This is a genomic window from Methanolobus sp. ZRKC2 (assembly GCF_045291185.1).
Classification (GTDB): Archaea; Halobacteriota; Methanosarcinia; order Methanosarcinales; family Methanosarcinaceae; genus Methanolobus.
Window position 1 is genome coordinate 2,207,559 of sequence record NZ_CP146980.1, and the last position, 16,084, is coordinate 2,223,642.

Annotated in this window: 20 protein-coding genes and 1 tRNA gene; 14 read left to right on the forward strand and 7 right to left on the reverse strand. The window is 43.0% G+C overall.

Features of this window, described 5'->3' with window-relative positions; genetic code table 11:
* Positions 1-147 precede the first annotated feature (147 nt).
* From trpD to V7O62_RS10550, 5 genes are read left to right on the forward strand one after another with little or no spacing between them, the layout of a single operon-like run.
* On the forward strand, positions 148-1,170 hold the full coding sequence (gene trpD / locus V7O62_RS10530; RefSeq protein WP_406656282.1) for an anthranilate phosphoribosyltransferase: 1,023 nt from the start codon (positions 148-150) through the stop codon (positions 1,168-1,170).
* A complete protein-coding gene (locus tag V7O62_RS10535; RefSeq protein ID WP_406656283.1) occupies positions 1,163-1,840 on the forward strand; it encodes a phosphoribosylanthranilate isomerase in 678 nt (225 codons plus the stop codon). Before trpD ends, V7O62_RS10535 begins: the two co-directional genes overlap by 8 nt.
* Positions 1,833-3,401: an anthranilate synthase component I gene (gene trpE / locus V7O62_RS10540; protein ID WP_406656284.1), complete on the forward strand. Its 1,569-nt coding sequence runs from the start codon at positions 1,833-1,835 to the stop codon at positions 3,399-3,401. Before V7O62_RS10535 ends, trpE begins: the two co-directional genes overlap by 8 nt.
* Positions 3,401-3,988 (forward strand): anthranilate synthase component II, encoded by a 588-nt coding sequence (locus V7O62_RS10545; protein ID WP_406656285.1) that lies wholly within the window; start codon positions 3,401-3,403, stop codon positions 3,986-3,988. The genes trpE and V7O62_RS10545 overlap by 1 nt, the downstream gene beginning before the upstream one ends.
* Positions 3,989-4,012: 24 nt before the next feature.
* Entirely contained in the window at positions 4,013-4,564 is a 552-nt protein-coding gene (locus tag V7O62_RS10550; protein ID WP_406656286.1) for an adenylate kinase family protein, read from the forward strand.
* A gap of 42 nt (positions 4,565-4,606) precedes the next feature.
* Here V7O62_RS10550 and V7O62_RS10555 read toward each other — a convergent pair whose 3' ends face one another.
* Entirely contained in the window at positions 4,607-4,903 is a 297-nt protein-coding gene (locus V7O62_RS10555; protein ID WP_406656287.1) for a hypothetical protein, read from the reverse strand.
* 266 nt (positions 4,904-5,169) lie between these two features.
* Entirely contained in the window at positions 5,170-5,508 is a 339-nt protein-coding gene (locus tag V7O62_RS10560; RefSeq protein WP_406656288.1) for a hypothetical protein, read from the reverse strand.
* 220 nt (positions 5,509-5,728) lie between these two features.
* On the opposite strand from V7O62_RS10560, the gene V7O62_RS10565 reads away from it, so the two are divergent.
* Together V7O62_RS10565 and cysS are read left to right on the forward strand one after the other, a co-directional pair.
* Positions 5,729-5,801: transfer RNA gene (locus V7O62_RS10565), tRNA-Cys, on the forward strand.
* A 43-nt stretch (positions 5,802-5,844) separates the two neighbouring features.
* The gene (gene cysS, locus V7O62_RS10570; RefSeq protein WP_406656289.1) at positions 5,845-7,278 is read left to right on the forward strand and encodes a cysteine--tRNA ligase; all 1,434 of its coding nucleotides are present in this window, start codon (positions 5,845-5,847) and stop codon (positions 7,276-7,278) included.
* A gap of 59 nt (positions 7,279-7,337) precedes the next feature.
* Here cysS and V7O62_RS10575 read toward each other — a convergent pair whose 3' ends face one another.
* Positions 7,338-7,976, reverse strand: a complete 639-nt coding sequence (locus tag V7O62_RS10575) for a LysE family translocator (protein ID WP_406656290.1) — start codon at positions 7,974-7,976, stop codon at positions 7,338-7,340.
* 165 nt (positions 7,977-8,141) lie between these two features.
* Here V7O62_RS10575 and arsM point away from each other — a divergent pair, with 165 nt between their 5' ends.
* A complete protein-coding gene (gene arsM / locus V7O62_RS10580) occupies positions 8,142-9,170 on the forward strand; it encodes an arsenite methyltransferase (RefSeq protein WP_406656291.1) in 1,029 nt (342 codons plus the stop codon).
* Between the two features lie 20 nt (positions 9,171-9,190).
* A complete protein-coding gene (locus V7O62_RS10585) occupies positions 9,191-9,733 on the forward strand; it encodes a (2Fe-2S)-binding protein (RefSeq protein WP_406656292.1) in 543 nt (180 codons plus the stop codon).
* Between the two features lie 13 nt (positions 9,734-9,746).
* On the opposite strand, the gene V7O62_RS10590 is transcribed toward V7O62_RS10585, so the two are convergent.
* From V7O62_RS10590 to V7O62_RS10605, 4 genes are all read right to left on the reverse strand, one after another.
* The gene (locus V7O62_RS10590) at positions 9,747-10,268 is read right to left on the reverse strand and encodes a nicotinamide-nucleotide adenylyltransferase (protein ID WP_406656293.1); all 522 of its coding nucleotides are present in this window, start codon (positions 10,266-10,268) and stop codon (positions 9,747-9,749) included.
* Positions 10,269-10,280: 12 nt separating this feature from the next.
* Positions 10,281-11,309 (reverse strand): F420H2 dehydrogenase subunit FpoF, encoded by a 1,029-nt coding sequence (gene fpoF, locus V7O62_RS10595; RefSeq protein WP_406656294.1) that lies wholly within the window; start codon positions 11,307-11,309, stop codon positions 10,281-10,283.
* A gap of 29 nt (positions 11,310-11,338) precedes the next feature.
* Positions 11,339-12,319, reverse strand: coding sequence for a 5,10-methylenetetrahydromethanopterin reductase (gene mer / locus V7O62_RS10600; RefSeq protein ID WP_406656295.1), 981 nt, complete (start codon positions 12,317-12,319; stop codon positions 11,339-11,341).
* A 217-nt stretch (positions 12,320-12,536) separates the two neighbouring features.
* Positions 12,537-13,010, reverse strand: a complete 474-nt coding sequence (locus V7O62_RS10605) for a GyrI-like domain-containing protein (protein ID WP_406656296.1) — start codon at positions 13,008-13,010, stop codon at positions 12,537-12,539.
* A 432-nt stretch (positions 13,011-13,442) separates the two neighbouring features.
* Here V7O62_RS10605 and V7O62_RS10610 point away from each other — a divergent pair, with 432 nt between their 5' ends.
* The 5 genes from V7O62_RS10610 (at position 13,443) to V7O62_RS10630 (ending at position 16,080) form a co-directional block, all read left to right on the forward strand.
* The gene (locus V7O62_RS10610) at positions 13,443-13,682 is read left to right on the forward strand and encodes a DUF2180 family protein (protein WP_406656297.1); all 240 of its coding nucleotides are present in this window, start codon (positions 13,443-13,445) and stop codon (positions 13,680-13,682) included.
* An 8-nt stretch (positions 13,683-13,690) separates the two neighbouring features.
* The gene (locus V7O62_RS10615; RefSeq protein WP_406656298.1) at positions 13,691-13,909 is read left to right on the forward strand and encodes a DUF2180 family protein; all 219 of its coding nucleotides are present in this window, start codon (positions 13,691-13,693) and stop codon (positions 13,907-13,909) included.
* 26 nt (positions 13,910-13,935) lie between these two features.
* Complete coding sequence (locus V7O62_RS10620; RefSeq protein ID WP_406656299.1) at positions 13,936-14,307, forward strand: carboxymuconolactone decarboxylase family protein; 372 nt, start codon at positions 13,936-13,938, stop codon at positions 14,305-14,307.
* A 180-nt stretch (positions 14,308-14,487) separates the two neighbouring features.
* Entirely contained in the window at positions 14,488-15,873 is a 1,386-nt protein-coding gene (locus V7O62_RS10625) for a multiheme c-type cytochrome (RefSeq protein ID WP_406656300.1), read from the forward strand.
* Between the two features lie 15 nt (positions 15,874-15,888).
* Positions 15,889-16,080, forward strand: coding sequence for a ferredoxin family protein (locus tag V7O62_RS10630; RefSeq protein ID WP_406656301.1), 192 nt, complete (start codon positions 15,889-15,891; stop codon positions 16,078-16,080).
* The last annotated feature ends 4 nt before the right edge of the window (positions 16,081-16,084 follow it).

The window sequence follows — 16,084 nt, forward strand, 5'->3', positions numbered from 1 at the left end:
TCTTTTTTTCTGCTCTTTTTGAAACATATCTCTTGCACGCAACTAGTTTTCATGTTTGTCTGGCAAGTCCATAAACCTTATATAAAATCAACCATTAGTAATCAATAGTGTACATAATTATACATCAATGTGGTTTAAGGTGCTAAAATGAAGACATACATAAAGAAGATAAGTGAAGGGCAGAACCTCACATTAGATGAATCAGAGGATGCTATCACTAAAATATTCACAGAGGCCTCTGACGCACAGATCGCTGGTCTTCTCATTGCCTTGAAAATGAAAGGAGAGGCCCCTGAGGAGATTGCAGGTTTTGCCACAGGTATGAAAAAAGCTGCTAACATCATAAATCCTGATGTTGACGGGGTGCTTGTCGATGTGGTGGGGACCGGTGGAGACCTGCATAATACTATCAATGTTTCGACAACATCTGCTATTGTGACTGCTGCAGCCGGTGTGGCTGTTGCAAAGCATGGCAATCGTTCTATAACTTCTCTTTCGGGGAGTGCCGATGTACTTAAACAGTTAGGCATAAAAGTGGATAAGCAGCCTGAAGATGTCAGTTGCTCCATTGAAAAAACAGGCATTGGTTTCATGTTTGCCCCAATATTTCATCCTGCAATGAAAAGAGTCGGACCCATCAGGCAGGAAATGGGAGTAAGAACCGTTTTTAACATGCTCGGTCCCCTGACCAATCCTGCAAATGCGAAGTTCCAGCTTGTAGGTGTTTTTGATAAGAATCTCTGCGAACCTTTCGCTCATGTTATGAAGGAGCTGGGAGTCGAAAGGGCAATGGTGGTTCATGGTGATGGCATGGATGAGATATCAAACATCTCCGAAACACATGTCGCCGAACTCAGGGATGGTAGTGTCACTACCTATACACTTACTCCTGAAGAGCTGGGTATTGAGAGAGTGACAGTAAATGATATCTCAGGCAGTACTCCTGAGGAGAATGCCCGGGATATTGTACGCATATTGAGGGGTGAAAAGGGACCAAAGAGAGACATCATTGTTATAAACTCAGCAGCTGCTCTTTATGTAGCAGGCAAAGCCAACTCTGTCAGGGATGCTATACCCATGGTTGAAGAAGTAATTGACAGCGGCAGGGCAATGAAGAAGCTCCTTGAGTTCAGTGATGACCCCGACATTATCGAGGCTTTGAATGATTAAGATTCCCCGAGTGAAGATATGCGGCATGCAAACTGCCCATGACATTGAGATAGCCGTAAACTGCGGTGCCGATGCAGTTGGCTTCATAACGGATGTGCCGGTAAACACGCCGAGGAAGATATGTGCACAAACTGCATCCGAACTCGTAAAGAAAGTACCCGCCTTCGTGAGTTCAGTACTTGTGATAATGCCAGAAAACGGAAATGAAGCTCTCAGGTTAATTGATGAAGTAAGGCCTGATGTTGTCCAGCTCCACAATGCTATAAATGCCGATGAAATAGGAATTATCAGAAACGTATCCGACAAAACTATCGTGAAAGTTCTCACTGTACCTGTCGGGAAAAAAAGAGTTGCTAAAGAACTTATATCCCAGATCGATTTCCTTGTTGATAGTGACCTTGTGGACGCCATATTGCTGGATTCGGGAAAAGTAGACATGGTTGGCGGGACAGGAGTTACTCATGACTGGTCGGTAAGCAAGGAGATTGTCGATTCAGTTGATGTGCCGGTGATACTTGCCGGAGGATTAAAACCCGAAAACGTCCGGGAAGCGGTGGAGCAGGTACAACCATTTGCTGTTGATACTGCATCCGGTGTAGAGACAGAAGGAAAGAAAGATCCTGCCAAAGTGCGCAGGTTTGTAAGAAATGTAAGGTGTGTTAATGGTTAATTTTGATCTTAGCAAAGAAGAATTCGTATCTTTAGTGAAGGGGGCTCAAAAACCTGCTATTGTACAGCTTATGGCAAAGGTTGAGAGTATCTGCAGTCCTCTCCAGTTGTATGCAACCCTCCAGAATGCAGGTCATTCATATTTGCTTGAGTCAGTAGAGAAGGAAAAGAAACATGCAAGGTATTCGTTTGCAGGTGCAGACCCTGAGATTGTTGTCTCGATAAAGGACAGGTTCCTGACGATAGAGTGCCAGCAAAATTCTGAGCTCACGAAGTATATCTATAGGAATGTCAAGTCAATGGGCGAGACTGAGTCACTGGTAGGCGGAAAGATCAGGGTTAAAATAGAAGAGGGAAAAGATGCCCTTGATGCGTTCCGTGATATTTTTCCTACCAGCAACGATACTATCCTGCTGAACCAGAAGCGCTTTGACAGGCAGACCTTCTTAGGAGGGGCCATAGGATACAATAGTTACGATTTTGTGTATGATTCGTGGTTAGGCATGGAAAAAAAAGGAGATGCTGAAACACCGGACATGCACTTCTCCATAATGACGAAGACCTTTGTCTTCGATCACATTACTAATGAGACATGTATGGTGGTTACACCTTTTGTGACTGAAGAAAGCGATCTTGATGCTGTTTATGAGCATGCTCTCTCTGAAGCACTTTTGATGGAAAGGTCACTCCAGATGGCATCTGTTATAGGTATCAGTGAAGACATCCCGGCTACCGATTCTGAAAAACCGGTTGCTAACATGGATCAGGATGCATATGAAGAGGCTGTGAGAAAATCAAAGCAGCACATAATTGACGGAGATATTTTCCAGGTTGTCATATCCAGAAGGTATTCTGTTAAGATGAGTCAGACGCCTCTGCAGCTCTACATCAGGCTCAGGAATATTAATCCCAGTCCTTACATGTACATCTTCAACTTCAAGGACGTAGGTATCGTGGGAGCCAGTCCCGAGACACTGATGACCGTTTACGATGATAAGGTCATGACCAATCCGATTGCAGGTACCTGTCCCCGTGGAAAAGATGATGATGAGGACCAGAAGCTTGCAGCAAAAATGCTAAACGATGAGAAAGAGTGCGCAGAACATGTCATGCTCGTGGATCTCGGCCGCAATGATGTGAGAATGGTTGCAAAGGGTGGGACCGTAAAGGTTGATGATCTCATGAGTGTCATCAAATATTCTCACGTACAGCACATCGAAAGTACTGTCAGCGGAGAGATGAGGGACGGATGTGACCAGTTCGATGCCACAAGAGCTATCTTCCCGGCAGGTACACTCTCTGGTGCTCCAAAGATACGGGCTATGGAGATTATAGACGATCTTGAACCTGAATCCCGGGGAATCTATGGTGGAGGTGTTGGTTATTATTCCTGGAACGGTGATGCTGATTTTGCAATAGTCATCAGGACTGTATTGATAAAACACAACACTGCATACGTGCAGGCAGGTGCGGGAATTGTTGCGGATTCCGACCCTGCATATGAGTTTGAGGAGACAGAAAGGAAAATGGCGGCAATGATAAAGGCAATCGGAGGGAAATAATGAAGATACTGTTCATCAACAATAAGGATTCTTTCGTATGGAATCTGGTGGACTATGTTTCTATGTTTGAACCTGAAACAGTGGTAGTTCCGAACACCATATCTCCCGAAGAGGTCAGGGTTATTTCGCCGGATGCCATCGTTGTCTCTCCGGGGCCGGGTACTCCTCACAAAACCGAAGATATCGGCACATGCCTGGATATCATCCGGGAATTTGGGTCCGAGGTTCCTGTGCTTGGTGTATGCTTGGGGCACCAGGCGATAAACACAGCTTTTGGTGGCAGCATCGGGCATGCGAAAAGCGGACCTATACATGGAAAAACATCCGAGATAAGTCATGAGCCATCCCGGCTCTTTGATGGAGTATCGAATGTATTCAAGGGTGGAAGGTATCATTCCCTTGCGATTAAGGAACTTGCCGAGGGCTTAAAGGTAACGGCAAGGACAGAAGATGACATTATCATGGCAGTGGAACACGGAACATATCCTATATACGGAGTCCAGTTCCATCCTGAATCGATACTTACTGTGGAAGGTATGAAGATTATCGAGAACTTCCTGAAAATTGCAGGGATGCATAAGGATTAAGCCTTTGCACTCCTTTAGAAGGTTATGCTTGTGGGAATCACCGGGACTCCCGGCACAGGAAAGACTGCTGTCACAGCCATGCTGGAAAGAAAACGGCAATATCAGGTAATCCATCTCAATGAGCTTATCAGGGAAGAGAATCTTTATTCGGAAGTCGATCATGAGAGGGACTGCGTCGTCGCTGACATGGATCGTGTAGAAAAAAGAGTCCGGGAACTGGTTAACAAAAGGTATCCTGCAACCCTGCTGGACAGTCATCTGTCCCACTATATTGCTGATACGGTTGTTGTGTTACGAACAAGACCCGATGTGCTCGGAAAAAGACTTGCAGAAAGAGGTTATTCTGCAGAAAAGATTGAGGAAAACCTGGATGCTGAAGCACTGGATGTTATCCTTGTGGAATCTGCAGAGTGGTGCAGGAATGTTTTTGAGATTGATACTACAAACCAGTCGATTGAGTATACGGTTGAAGGTATTGAGGAGATTGTAGAGTCTCTTCTTAAAAAGAATACTGAAAAAGTAGAACAGAGGTATAAGCCAGGTTCTGTTGAGTGGACAGAGGATTTTTACGGATAGTTCTGTTTATTGTTTCTGACTGCATTTGTCTTCTGTCGAAAACTAAAACTCTTCTTCCATGAATGCTTTGTTGTAAGCCATTGCAAGCGTGCTGTTTATGAATTTTTCTCCTTCTTCCGGTGTATCTACCATGCGAACTGTTACTTTGGCATTCTTGTAAAATGTAATCTCCCGGTATCCACTCTTTACCATGACAACACCAAGGCTTTCAGAGTAGCGACCTTCAAGGTACTTAGCAAGTAGCAGAAGATCAGGTTTCTCATCCAGTTGTGCGATTATCCTGAGTTTCCACGGATCTGCAATGCATGGAAGAACCTGTTCTATGGATGTAACTCTCATGTCAATACCTGCTTTTCCAGGGACTTTCCAACAAAATGATGGTATGGTGGAAGTCTTCACATATTCTCTTCTAGGGGAGTTTTTATTGTGTGATATTTTCACCAATTACAAATTGTCGGAGTTATAGTTCATTATTAATAATGTATTTTTAATTGAAAAAAGTTTTGTCCAAATGTTTCATAGGACATAATTCATAAACATGTATTAATGTGAAAATAAAATCCGATACCGTTGAACTATTTTAGATACGGCAGTGAGGAATTAGATTATTTGGTTTTTGCCATATCTCTTCTATATTCTATTGCGGATGCCAGAAGCATTATAATACCAAGTATTGCACTGTACAGGCTTTGGATGAAATATGCTTGTGAGAACAATGCGACTGCCAGGATAACACCTACAAGTAACTTCAATACAGGTAAATTGTTTTGCGATAGTATTTTAATTGATGAAATTAATGCTATAAGTGAGAATAGTATCAGTAAAAAGGAATAATGCCTGTTAGAGTATACAAAGTAATTGATCAATGCGCCTGATATGCCCAGGAAAAATAAAAATATTCCTATCAGATCTATATTTTTGGTCTTATTTGCATAAATTTGCATGAAATCTCTCACTCTATAATTATATCCTGTTTGTGTATTAAATAATTAATTTTAATACATAAAAAATTTACTATTAATTTACTTTATTTTACATATGATATGAATCGAATCATCCTTAATTTTTCAAGGACCGTTTCCATTGGTCTCTCTTAAGAAGCAAGCAAAAACTAGATAAGGCTATCAGTAACACTGAACTATATTAAACTCAATCATGTGAGTTGCCGAGGTGACAGAGTGGCTAATGTGACCGCCTGCAGAGCGGTTTTTCGGGAGTTCGAGTCTTCCCCTCGGCATGTTTTTTGTGAATAATTTTTGTGAAGAATTTGGAGATTTCTGATGGTACTTAGAGTTTACAATACTTTAACGCGACAGATGGAGGATTTCACTCCTTTGCATGACGGGAAAGTCAACATGTACGTCTGCGGCCCTACAGTGTATGATCACTGCCATCTGGGGCATGCGAGAAGTTACATTTCTTTTGATGTGATCAGACGCTATCTTGCTTACAGGGGATATGACGTCAGATATGTCTCGAACATAACTGATGTTGATGACAAGATAATAGACAGGGCAAAGGAAACCGGAGAAAATCCTTTTGAGCTTTCTTCAAGATTCACTCTATCTTTTATTGAAGATATGGATAAACTCAATGTACAGAGGCCCGATGTACAACCTCGCGTCACCGAACATATACCTGAGATCATCGAGACTATAAAAGTACTGATCGACAAGAAACTTGCTTATGCAACTCCTGAAGGTAATGTCTATTACGATCTGACAAGATCCCTGGACCTTGTAGGAGTACTTAGCCGCCAGACTATCGACGGCCTGCTTGAAGGCTCGGGGAGTCGTGTGGATGTAGAAAAGGACAAAAAATACCAACTTGATTTCGTGCTCTGGAAAATCTCTCCGGAGGATGAGCCCGGATGGGAAAGTCCCTGGGGTAGAGGGAGGCCTGGATGGCATATAGAATGTTCTGTGATGTCAGTGAAACACGGCTCGGAACAGCTTGATATTCATGGGGGAGGAGCAGATCTAATATTCCCTCATCATGAAGCTGAGATAATGCAATCAGAAGGTTACACGGGTATAAATCCTTTCAGCAAGTATTGGCTTCACAATGGTTTTCTGACTATTGATCATGAAAAGATGTCAAAGTCCAAGGGTAATTTCTTCACAATCAAACAAGTGCTGGAAGAATTTCCATCTGAAGTTATCAGGTTTTTTATGCTGAACACCCACTACCGCAACACAATTGATTTCAGTGAGAAGCATCTCGAAGAGGCTGGCAGGGCCTACGAGAGAATAGCAAACACGATAAGCAATATCAAATATGCAATTCAGAATGCGCCTGAAAATGGCGATGATTTTTGCCTCTCGGAAGAAGTGAATCAGGCCAGGGATTCATTCATCGTCTCCATGGATGAAGACTTTAATACCAGGGAAGCACTCGCAGATCTTTTCGTTTTCGCACGCAAAGTCAATGCCCTCATTTCTGAAAGCAATCCTGGAAAGATTGCTCTCGAAGAAGTCCTGACTTTCTTCTCGGAAATCGATCAGGTGCTTGGTGTCTTCTCTGAAGGACCGGCAACCTGTGAAGAGATACCCGGTGGAGCATCTGATGAAGATGTTGAGTCCATGATACAACAACGTGAGGATGCCCGCAAGGCAAGAGATTGGGACCTTGCCGATGCTATCCGGGACGAACTTAAGGAAAAGGGAATAATAATTGAAGACAGTAAAGATGGTGTCAGATGGAGGCGAGCCTAATTCTGAAATGTTCTTTTTTGCTATAATTTATTTTGTTACTTTTATAGTAGACAGGATTTCTACTGGGAAGCAATATACAAACCCAACAGCTCCAGCCCTTGCTCTATGAAAAATATAGCAAAAACCAGGTAAACAATTCCCAGGGCACGAATCGTATTAAGATAATAACTGTTTTTCAGGAAAGATCTGAATCTTCCTGTAATAAAAGCAATCGCGATTTTAGAACCCACAAGTAAAATATAGAATCCGGTGACGAATAGGACTGTCGCCAACACATCAATGTCAAGCGCTTTGAAAAGAATGGGGCCACCAATAGTTATCCAAAATAAGTATGGATGTGGGCTCAGGAAATTGGCTAAAATACCTTTCTTAAGCGAATCCTTTTTTTTATTGCTGATATCAAGATCGATGCTTTTAGCCTTAAGTGATGAAATCCCAAGGTGTATCAGGTACACTGCACCTGAAAGGCTGATCAGGGCAATTGCAGTATTCTGGCTTTCAAAATGTAGCAAAATGAGCATAATGGATGATACTATCAGAAGGTCTGTTATCAATGGAGAAACAGCAACTTTAACCCCTTCTTTTGATCCGTGCTGGAGAGTTTCAGAAATTGTCATTGCCATTAACGGTCCGGGAGAGATGCCTGCGGCAAAACCGAGAAATATTCCCATTAATAGAAATTCTGCAATTTCAGACATAATTCATCCTGTTTATACTATAAGCGAGTTTAAAAGTTTTGGTTACTTTTGTTCTACCTGTTGCTGTCTCAGGCTTTATGGGGCAAGAGGCTGATATTTTTCATGATTCTTCCGATAAGTGGTATTCCACAACATTTATATGTATATATGTGCAATTATGCATATATGATAGACGATCAATCTAGGTTCTTCAAAGCCCTGGGTGATAGGACAAGGCTGACGATTGTTGGTTGCCTGCTGAAACATGATCACTGTGCCTGTGATTTTTCAACGGTTGCCGGGAAAGACCAGACTACCATATCCCGGCATCTGAAGATACTGGTTGAGGCTGGAATTCTTCGATATGAGAAGGCTGGAAGAAATGTAATTTACAGTATAAAGGATGATAAAATGAAAGAAACTCTTGAGAAATGTGGAGTCGAAGAAGTTGACTCTTGCTGCCCCGGAAGCTTAATGGATGCGGATGCGAAGAAGAATGCTGTGAGGAAGAACTACGGCAAGATTGCATTAGGAGTCGTGCAGGGGTGTGGATGTGGAAATCTTACGAATGAGCAGGTAGCGAGTTCTATAGGTTATTCACCTGAGGATACACAATCCTTCTCCGAAGCGAACCTGGGGCTTGGATGTGGGAATCCCACTGCACTTGGTGAAATCAAAGAAGGTAACATCGTCCTTGATCTGGGTTCAGGTGCAGGCTTTGATAGCTTCCTTGCTGCTAGGAAGGTAGGCAACACGGGGAAGGTCATTGGTATAGACATGACGGAAGATATGATTGCAAAGGCAAGGGAAAATGCTAAAGAATACGATTTCGTCAATGTTGAGTTCAGGCTGGGGGATATTGAGGAATTGCCGGTTGAAACTGATTCTGTTGATGTTATCATCAGTAACTGCGTCATAAACCTCGCACCTGACAAGTCCCGGGTTTTCAAAGAAGCATACCGTGTGCTCAGGGACAATGGCAGGATGTACATCTCGGATATCGTTCTCCTGAAAGACCTGACAGTGGAGGAGAGAAACAACGAGGAACTCATATGTGCATGTGTAGGAGGTGCTTTGTTGAGAGATGACTATCTCCGGTTGATAAGGGATGCAGGTTTTAATGTAAGGATTATTGATGAGGACCAGGATATCAGTAAAAGACAGTATTCGGGATATCCGCTGGAAAGCCTTAAACTTGAACTAACAAAGAAGTAAGGCTCATGATGGGGATTTTTATGTCAGAAAGTTGTAGCAGCACGGAAACAAAGAAGAACAAATCGTTTGCTATTCCTTTAGTAAGCGTTCATTGCGGCGAAAGTGAACAGGATGAGTCCGTTGAAGCTATCCCATGTCCTGTGTGTGGAACTAAAGGCGCGTATGTTAAAATCATTACAGTACGTCATCTTGTTGAAAAAGAACTGATCGAAAATGCAAGTCAGTCTGACTATCGTATATGCATGGATAAAAAATGTAATGTTGCTTACTATAGTGAAGATCTCAGTATCATTTTTGAAAAGAATGATCTTAAGGTTCCCTTATGGTTCAAAGAGGATGCAAGCCCAAGGTATGCCTGCTATTGCAGCAGGATTACCGAAGAGGATGTTTTCAGGGCAGTAAAAGAGCAAAAGCTAACGGAAATTAATGCCATCAGACAGTACTACGATCCAGAAGGAAAATGCCATTGCAATGTGAAAAATCCTACTGGTAAGTGTTGCACGAATGCTTTCAATGAGTTCATAATAAAAGCACTAGGCAGATTGGATAAAATCGAGGAATAAAAAAGTCACGGGCTTAATCTATATCCGTTTCGGATATCTGCTTAAGCCTTCCTACGCCATCTATTTCTTCAATAACATCCGCCACTGCAGGATGTACCAGACTCTTCCAGTCTTCGTCAGCGATCATCCTTTTGCGTATTTCCCTTCCTGAGTACCCGTTGTTCCGGTGGTACATCGGAGGCTGTCGAACCTCTATGCCCGCTTCTTTGAATAACTGGATAACAAGAGGATTATTGGAATATACAAGTTCAAAAGGCGGAGTCATGGAAATAATATGTGATACCCATACGGCGTTACGTTGAAGGTCTTCAATAGGTATGGCATAATGCATCACATCGGCATCCTCCAGAGCATGCCTTATCATCATCACGCGCTCACCGGCAGTAAAAGGATTCCTTGGTTCATGGCTTTTTTGCGCGCTACCAATACCAATTACCAGTTCATCCACATCTTGGGCAATACTGTTAATGATCGAGTAATGCCCGAGATGGAATGGTTGAAAGCGTCCTATGTAGAACGCTCTTCTCATGTGCATATATGATAACCGTCAGTGAATTCCACATTCGTCGAATGTGAACTTCTCACATACTTCCAGATAGTGTTCTGAGTTGTTATCGTGTTTCATCTTGGCAAGCTTCTTCACAAGATCCAATCCGGGTTTAGGATCTTCCATGATCTCGACCTTATCCTTGACAAGCTCGAACATCTCCTTACCTACATCTGTGCGTATGAGTACACAGTTCCAGCCATCCGGGGTACCGACTGATCCAAGTGAAATATCAGCGGATACTGAAGTGTAGTCACAACAGTGATGACATGGATTTCTTGCGTGGTGAGCTACTTCGGGGATCTTCACACTATGGGCTTCGCCGTCCTTTGTGTAGTTCCAGAATTTACCCTTGCCAAAGTCCATCTTGACTACATCTTCGAGTTTAAGTCCCATTATTTCAGGAACAATTGTCTCGGTCATTACATCATGATAGAAACTTTCCATGCAGAGTAGTCCAAGAATCACGACGATCTTGTCGCTTGCATTTTCTACAATTAGACGTGCACCATGTGCCTGGCAGGGTACGCCAATAACGCCAATTTTATCGTATTTCTCAAAAGGTTCCTGAAGAGCTGAAAGAACTGAATCATATGTATACTTGGTACCGGTAGTACTGTCGACATCTTCCGGTTTTGTCATAAGTATAAGCTCAGTACCCCATTTGTCATCCTTGGTGATACCAACAATGCAATCTACAGCACCGGTTTCGAGCAAAGCTTTTGCCAGTAATGAGGTAACACCACCATCCTGACCTTGAATGGTGCTTTTTGCTCCAAAGAACTCTTTTACATTTGCGAATTCATCTTCTTCATATCCGTCAATAACAGGACAAAGCCTTCCGCATGTAAGACATCCTTCACATACATCAGGTGCTGCTCCTTTGACGTACAATTCTAAATTATTAGGGTCACGGACTTCTGCACGCTTGTTCATAACAATAGCACCGGCAGGACATGTTGAAACACATGCCCCGCAAGCAGTACAGACGTCGTGTTCAATGACCTCTAATATTTTTGGATGGGCCATTAATTGCCTCCGACGTTCATTTTTTTGTTTTATCCGATTATTTCTTTACCGATGAGCTTGATGGCTTTCTCTTTGTTTGGTCCGATTGGGGATCCTGCTACGATCTGTGTTACACCGATGTCAAGCAAGTCGTTAATCCTTGCCTTACAGTCTTCTGGTGTTCCGCAGATTGAGAATGCGTCCATCATGTCTTTTGTAACCATACCGCCCATGAGTGAGCCGAAGTCACCCTTTGCGATAGCTCCACCGATATCAGCCTTTGCTGCAACATCAATGCCATGGCGTTCAAGTACCATGTCAGGGGAACCTGCAACAATGAATGCAACTACAATCTGTGCTGCACTTGCTGCCTTTGCAGCGTCCTTGTCAATTGAGAAGCATGCATATGCTGCTACATCAACGTCCTTAGGATCGCGTCCGGCCTTCTTTGCACCTGCTGCGATCTGCTTTACAGCTACTTCAAAGTCCTTTGGGTGTGATGCGTTGATCAGTACACCGTCTGCTACCTCTCCTGAGAGCTCGAGCATCTTTGGACCCTGTGCACCGATGTAGATTGGTACATTTCCAGCATTAAATGCCATCTTTGCACCGTTGAACTTGACCATGTCGCCATCCTGGGTTACTTTCTCTCCTGCGATGAAGCCACGGATTGCTGAAATGCTTTCCTTTGTTGTGGTAAGTGGCTTGTCCCATGAGATGCCCATTGCATCAAAAGTTGCCTTGTCTCCAGGGCCCAGACCGAGAATTGCACGGCCACCTGATATCTCATTAAGAGAAGCAATACTTGATGCTGTGATAGCTGCGTTCCTTGTGTATGGGTTTGTTACACCTGTTCCGAGCTTGATACTGTTTGTGTTCATTGCAAGCACGGTTAAAGTTGAGTACACATCACGGTTGTTGTAGTGGTCTGTGATCCATACGTTGTCAAAGCCCTGCTGTTCAGCAAGTTTTGCATAGTGAGCAATTTTCAAAACCGGGTCGCTAGGTACAAATTCTATTCCAAATGTCATTTGAATCCTCCTCTAAAGTGTGTTCCTATTCAGGTATCTATACATATTTAAAACTTTGTTGGTCTGATTCGGCAAGAAAAGAGGGTTTATCTGTGATTTGGAAAATGCTAGCTATGAGTATCTATTTTTCGAACTATTGTTCTGTATTTCCACTAATAGACAGAGAAATAAACATTACTTTTTGCTGTCCGGAAGAATGTTATTGATAAAAGATTTTCTATTTGACAGGAATCCATACCTCCTCTTCGGCTTCCGGGTCGCTCGGATTATAATCCTCCTTCAATAGTTCAAAATGTTCCCTTTCGTCCAGCTCGTATTCCGAATTTGGCAGCCAGTTTCCAAAAATATATTGCATAGTCTCATGGAACGTGCTGGCAGGACCTTTATGAATAAATACTGCGTATTTGCCACCTTTCAATGTGTATGCTTCCATGTTGACGGGAATGTTATCATGGGCCAATACTTCAACTGCAGCCCATTTTTCAAACGGGGTCGTTGGTGAGAACAACTGCTTTTGACCCTCGCGGAAAATATTCATTGAGATATACATGGAATTCACTCTGTCCGGAATTTCCATTCTTCTTGGCATAAAACTTTGCCAGAGTTCTCTCGTTGTGTTTTGTTCAAGTGACATTCTCCTGTGCATGCCAATGAGTTTTTTTGGTGCAAGCATTTCTATTCTGGGTTCCATTTAGACCACCTTTGAAAGTCATATCTTCGCAGATTTATATCATAACTCTAATTAAACCTGCTAATTTCACTTATTAAGTTTTCTTCATTGTTTATCCATGCTTTCAATTACGCTGATGTTTTTCGGATTTTCTTGTATAAAACCAGATGTAGAATTCTTAAAATACGTACTTATGTCCGAAACAGAGTTTTGTGCAGGACAGGCTTTTCAAGTACTGATATTCTGGCACACAGTATTGTAAAATAATGTATGTTCACCGTTACAGATATATTAGTGAAATGTCAGATGGATTACTAGCAAAGGTAAATGTGGAGGTGGATTCCCAGGGATTCGTGAAGAAGGGATATTGTCAGTAGCAGTGGATTTCATAATGCATCTGTTCTAGGAAATGAGACTCGTTTTGGGTAAGTGAAAGTATTACGAAGTGATATAATGAAATGTTATGAGTGCGCAAAAAATGGTAAAACAACTGATACGTTGGCTGTCTGCAGTGTCTGTGGAAGGGGTGTATGCAAGGAGCACCTGGTCAGGGAAGAGACTCCCATATGGGATGGAGAATACAGCATAAAACTGAAATGTGGCATGGGGGTTGAATGCAAGTACGAGGACGTACATCACTGGAAAAAAGTGCTTTGTATGCCCTGCCATGAAGCCCTCAAGGAGAACTACTAGGTGATATTATGATGAAATGCTATGACTGCATGGAAGACGGGAAGGACGAAGAAGCAACGTGTGTGTGTATCTCTTGCGGAAAAGGACTTTGTACCGACCATGTAAAAGAACTTGAACTTCCTGTGTCAGTGGGAAAACCACCTCATGTTAACAGGCTTCCAAAAGGTTTGCCAAGAATGCTGTGTCATTATTGCTTTGACCAGACCATCGAAGATTCATTTGATTAAAGATTATACAACAAGGTGATAGAATCATGTGCGGAGAAAATAGGGGAAAAGGATGCGGACATAATGAGATAATTGGAGACATGTCAGATAAACTGGGTTTTACTCCTGAAATACTGAAAACACTTGGAGAACTTGAGCCTGAGTTCCTTCACAAGTACAACATGTGTAACAATAAGATACTCTCAGACGGAGTACTTCCGGCCAAAACTAAAATTTTGATGGCTCTTGCAGTAGTTGCGTCAAAGCAGTGTGAACGTTGTGTCCTCTCACAGATGAAGAGTGCTTTGAATAACGGGGCAACAAAAGAGGAGATCATGGAGACAATGGATGTTATTTTCATCACATCCGGTGCTCCGGCAGTAGCAGCATGCAGGGATGCATTGAAAATGCTGAAATGAGTTGTGCAGTAGCAGGGGATTTCAATTTTCCCCTCCTTTAACGCAACTATTGTTAATCTTTATTTATAGTATGCTTTTCAGGCACTATATATGCAATAATTTCACTTATCAAATCTTAAATTTTCAGTAAAGTTCCAATAAACAAAGGGGGTCATTACTATCAAACACGTGCACATTTTCATGGCGATTGCGGCAGTCATTTTACTATTTGGTTTGGCCCATGCGGCGGAACCAACGGCATCAGGAGAATTTTCTTCCTCGGATTTTACCGAATCGGACAGATGTAAAGAATGTCATGCGATTACCACCGTTCAGTGGGAAGGAACAATGCATTCCAATGCCTATGTAGATCCATTCTATCTTAAGGAATTCCATGCTGCAAGTGAGGATACCGACGGTTTGGTAGATTCTTTCTGCTCCCGTTGCCACACTCCCATTGGTGTGGTTGCAGGAGAAATCCCTCCGGCAGACGGCTCCCAGTTGAGTGAAATCGCAAAGGAGGGTGTGAACTGTGATTTCTGTCATACGGTTTCCGGTAGCGATGGTACGGGTAATGCACCATTCATAGTTACCCCGGGTGACACGAAATGGGGCCCATTTAATGATTCGGAAGCCTCATTCCATGAATCCGAGTACCTTGAACTGTACACGCAATCGGAGTACTGTGGAATGTGCCACGAAGTCAGGCACCCTGTGAACGGGTTGTTGATAGATGATACGTATCCTGTCTGGAAGAATAGTACCTATTCACAGGAAGATGTAACCTGTCAGGACTGCCACATGACTCCGGGAATTACGGAATTCGAGGCCAATCCAGGCAGGGCGGGTTCAGGTGCACCGAAAAGGGATCATATTTCCCTCCACAGCATAGTAGGTGGAAATGCATTCGTGACCGAGATGCTTGGAGCAGAGAAAGAAAAAGAGATGGCTATTGAGAGGCTGGAAATGGCTGCGACACTCGATATGGTTTCCCCGGAAATAGCAAATAAGGGAGAGGATGTAACTGTCGAAATCTCAATCACGAATTCCGGTGCCGGTCACAACATACCCACAGGTGTTTCCGAGATACGGCAGATGTGGCTTGAAGTAAAAGCCACGGATGCTGAAGGGCATGAAATATACAGTGCCGGAACAACAGACACAAGCGGAGAAATAATTTCTGCGAATACGATTTATAACAACGTGCTAGGCGATAGTGAAGGCAATCCTACATTGAGTTTCTGGCTTGCAGACAGGGTTCTTTCCGATAACAGGATAGGTCCGGAGGAGACTGTTGCTGAAGAACATATGTTCTCTCTGCCGGAGGATGCTGTTTATCCTGTAACGGTCGATGCAACTCTGAAATACCGATCGGCTCCGCAGGATCTCATCGATCATCTCTTTGGAGAAGATGTTCATGAAGTACCTGTAATCGATATGGTTGAAAAATCAAGGATCATATATGATCCTGACACACCCCCGGAATCAAGGACCCAGCCCCAGTCTGAGTCCCAGTCAACACCCGGATTCACTGTATTTGCAACTGTTGCAGCATTGTTGATTATATATGTATTAAAAAAGCAATAAAAAAGGAGGATTAATATGCCACCAGAAGTAGACTTGAACAAATGTGGAGGTATCGGTGCATGCGCTGAATCATGCCCGACCGATGTAATAGACATTGAAGAAAATGAGAACGGGGACCTTAAATCCGTCATTGCACGACCCGACGATTGCGTGGAATGTGGAAACTGTGTGGATGCCTGTCCCACAGAAGCTATAACCCTGGACTAAATAC

Coding starts and splice junctions, on each gene's coding strand:
- trpD (WP_406656282.1), top strand. CDS start 148: ATGAAGACATACATAAAGAAGATAAGTGAAGGGCAGAACCTCACATTA.
- mer (WP_406656295.1), bottom strand. CDS start 12,319: ATGACATTTGGAATAGAATTTGTACCTAGCGACCCGGTTTTGAAAATT.
- arsM (WP_406656291.1), top strand. CDS start 8,142: ATGATAGACGATCAATCTAGGTTCTTCAAAGCCCTGGGTGATAGGACA.
- V7O62_RS10550 (WP_406656286.1), top strand. CDS start 4,013: ATGCTTGTGGGAATCACCGGGACTCCCGGCACAGGAAAGACTGCTGTC.
- V7O62_RS10555 (WP_406656287.1), bottom strand. CDS start 4,903: ATGAGAGTTACATCCATAGAACAGGTTCTTCCATGCATTGCAGATCCG.
- V7O62_RS10620 (WP_406656299.1), top strand. CDS start 13,936: ATGTGCGGAGAAAATAGGGGAAAAGGATGCGGACATAATGAGATAATT.
- V7O62_RS10585 (WP_406656292.1), top strand. CDS start 9,191: ATGTCAGAAAGTTGTAGCAGCACGGAAACAAAGAAGAACAAATCGTTT.
- V7O62_RS10575 (WP_406656290.1), bottom strand. CDS start 7,976: ATGTCTGAAATTGCAGAATTTCTATTAATGGGAATATTTCTCGGTTTT.
- V7O62_RS10535 (WP_406656283.1), top strand. CDS start 1,163: ATGATTAAGATTCCCCGAGTGAAGATATGCGGCATGCAAACTGCCCAT.
- fpoF (WP_406656294.1), bottom strand. CDS start 11,309: ATGGCCCATCCAAAAATATTAGAGGTCATTGAACACGACGTCTGTACT.
- V7O62_RS10625 (WP_406656300.1), top strand. CDS start 14,488: ATGGCGATTGCGGCAGTCATTTTACTATTTGGTTTGGCCCATGCGGCG.
- V7O62_RS10610 (WP_406656297.1), top strand. CDS start 13,443: ATGAAATGTTATGAGTGCGCAAAAAATGGTAAAACAACTGATACGTTG.
- V7O62_RS10615 (WP_406656298.1), top strand. CDS start 13,691: ATGATGAAATGCTATGACTGCATGGAAGACGGGAAGGACGAAGAAGCA.
- cysS (WP_406656289.1), top strand. CDS start 5,845: ATGGTACTTAGAGTTTACAATACTTTAACGCGACAGATGGAGGATTTC.
- V7O62_RS10605 (WP_406656296.1), bottom strand. CDS start 13,010: ATGGAACCCAGAATAGAAATGCTTGCACCAAAAAAACTCATTGGCATG.
- V7O62_RS10560 (WP_406656288.1), bottom strand. CDS start 5,508: ATGCAAATTTATGCAAATAAGACCAAAAATATAGATCTGATAGGAATA.
- V7O62_RS10545 (WP_406656285.1), top strand. CDS start 3,401: ATGAAGATACTGTTCATCAACAATAAGGATTCTTTCGTATGGAATCTG.
- V7O62_RS10630 (WP_406656301.1), top strand. CDS start 15,889: ATGCCACCAGAAGTAGACTTGAACAAATGTGGAGGTATCGGTGCATGC.
- V7O62_RS10590 (WP_406656293.1), bottom strand. CDS start 10,268: ATGCACATGAGAAGAGCGTTCTACATAGGACGCTTTCAACCATTCCAT.
- trpE (WP_406656284.1), top strand. CDS start 1,833: ATGGTTAATTTTGATCTTAGCAAAGAAGAATTCGTATCTTTAGTGAAG.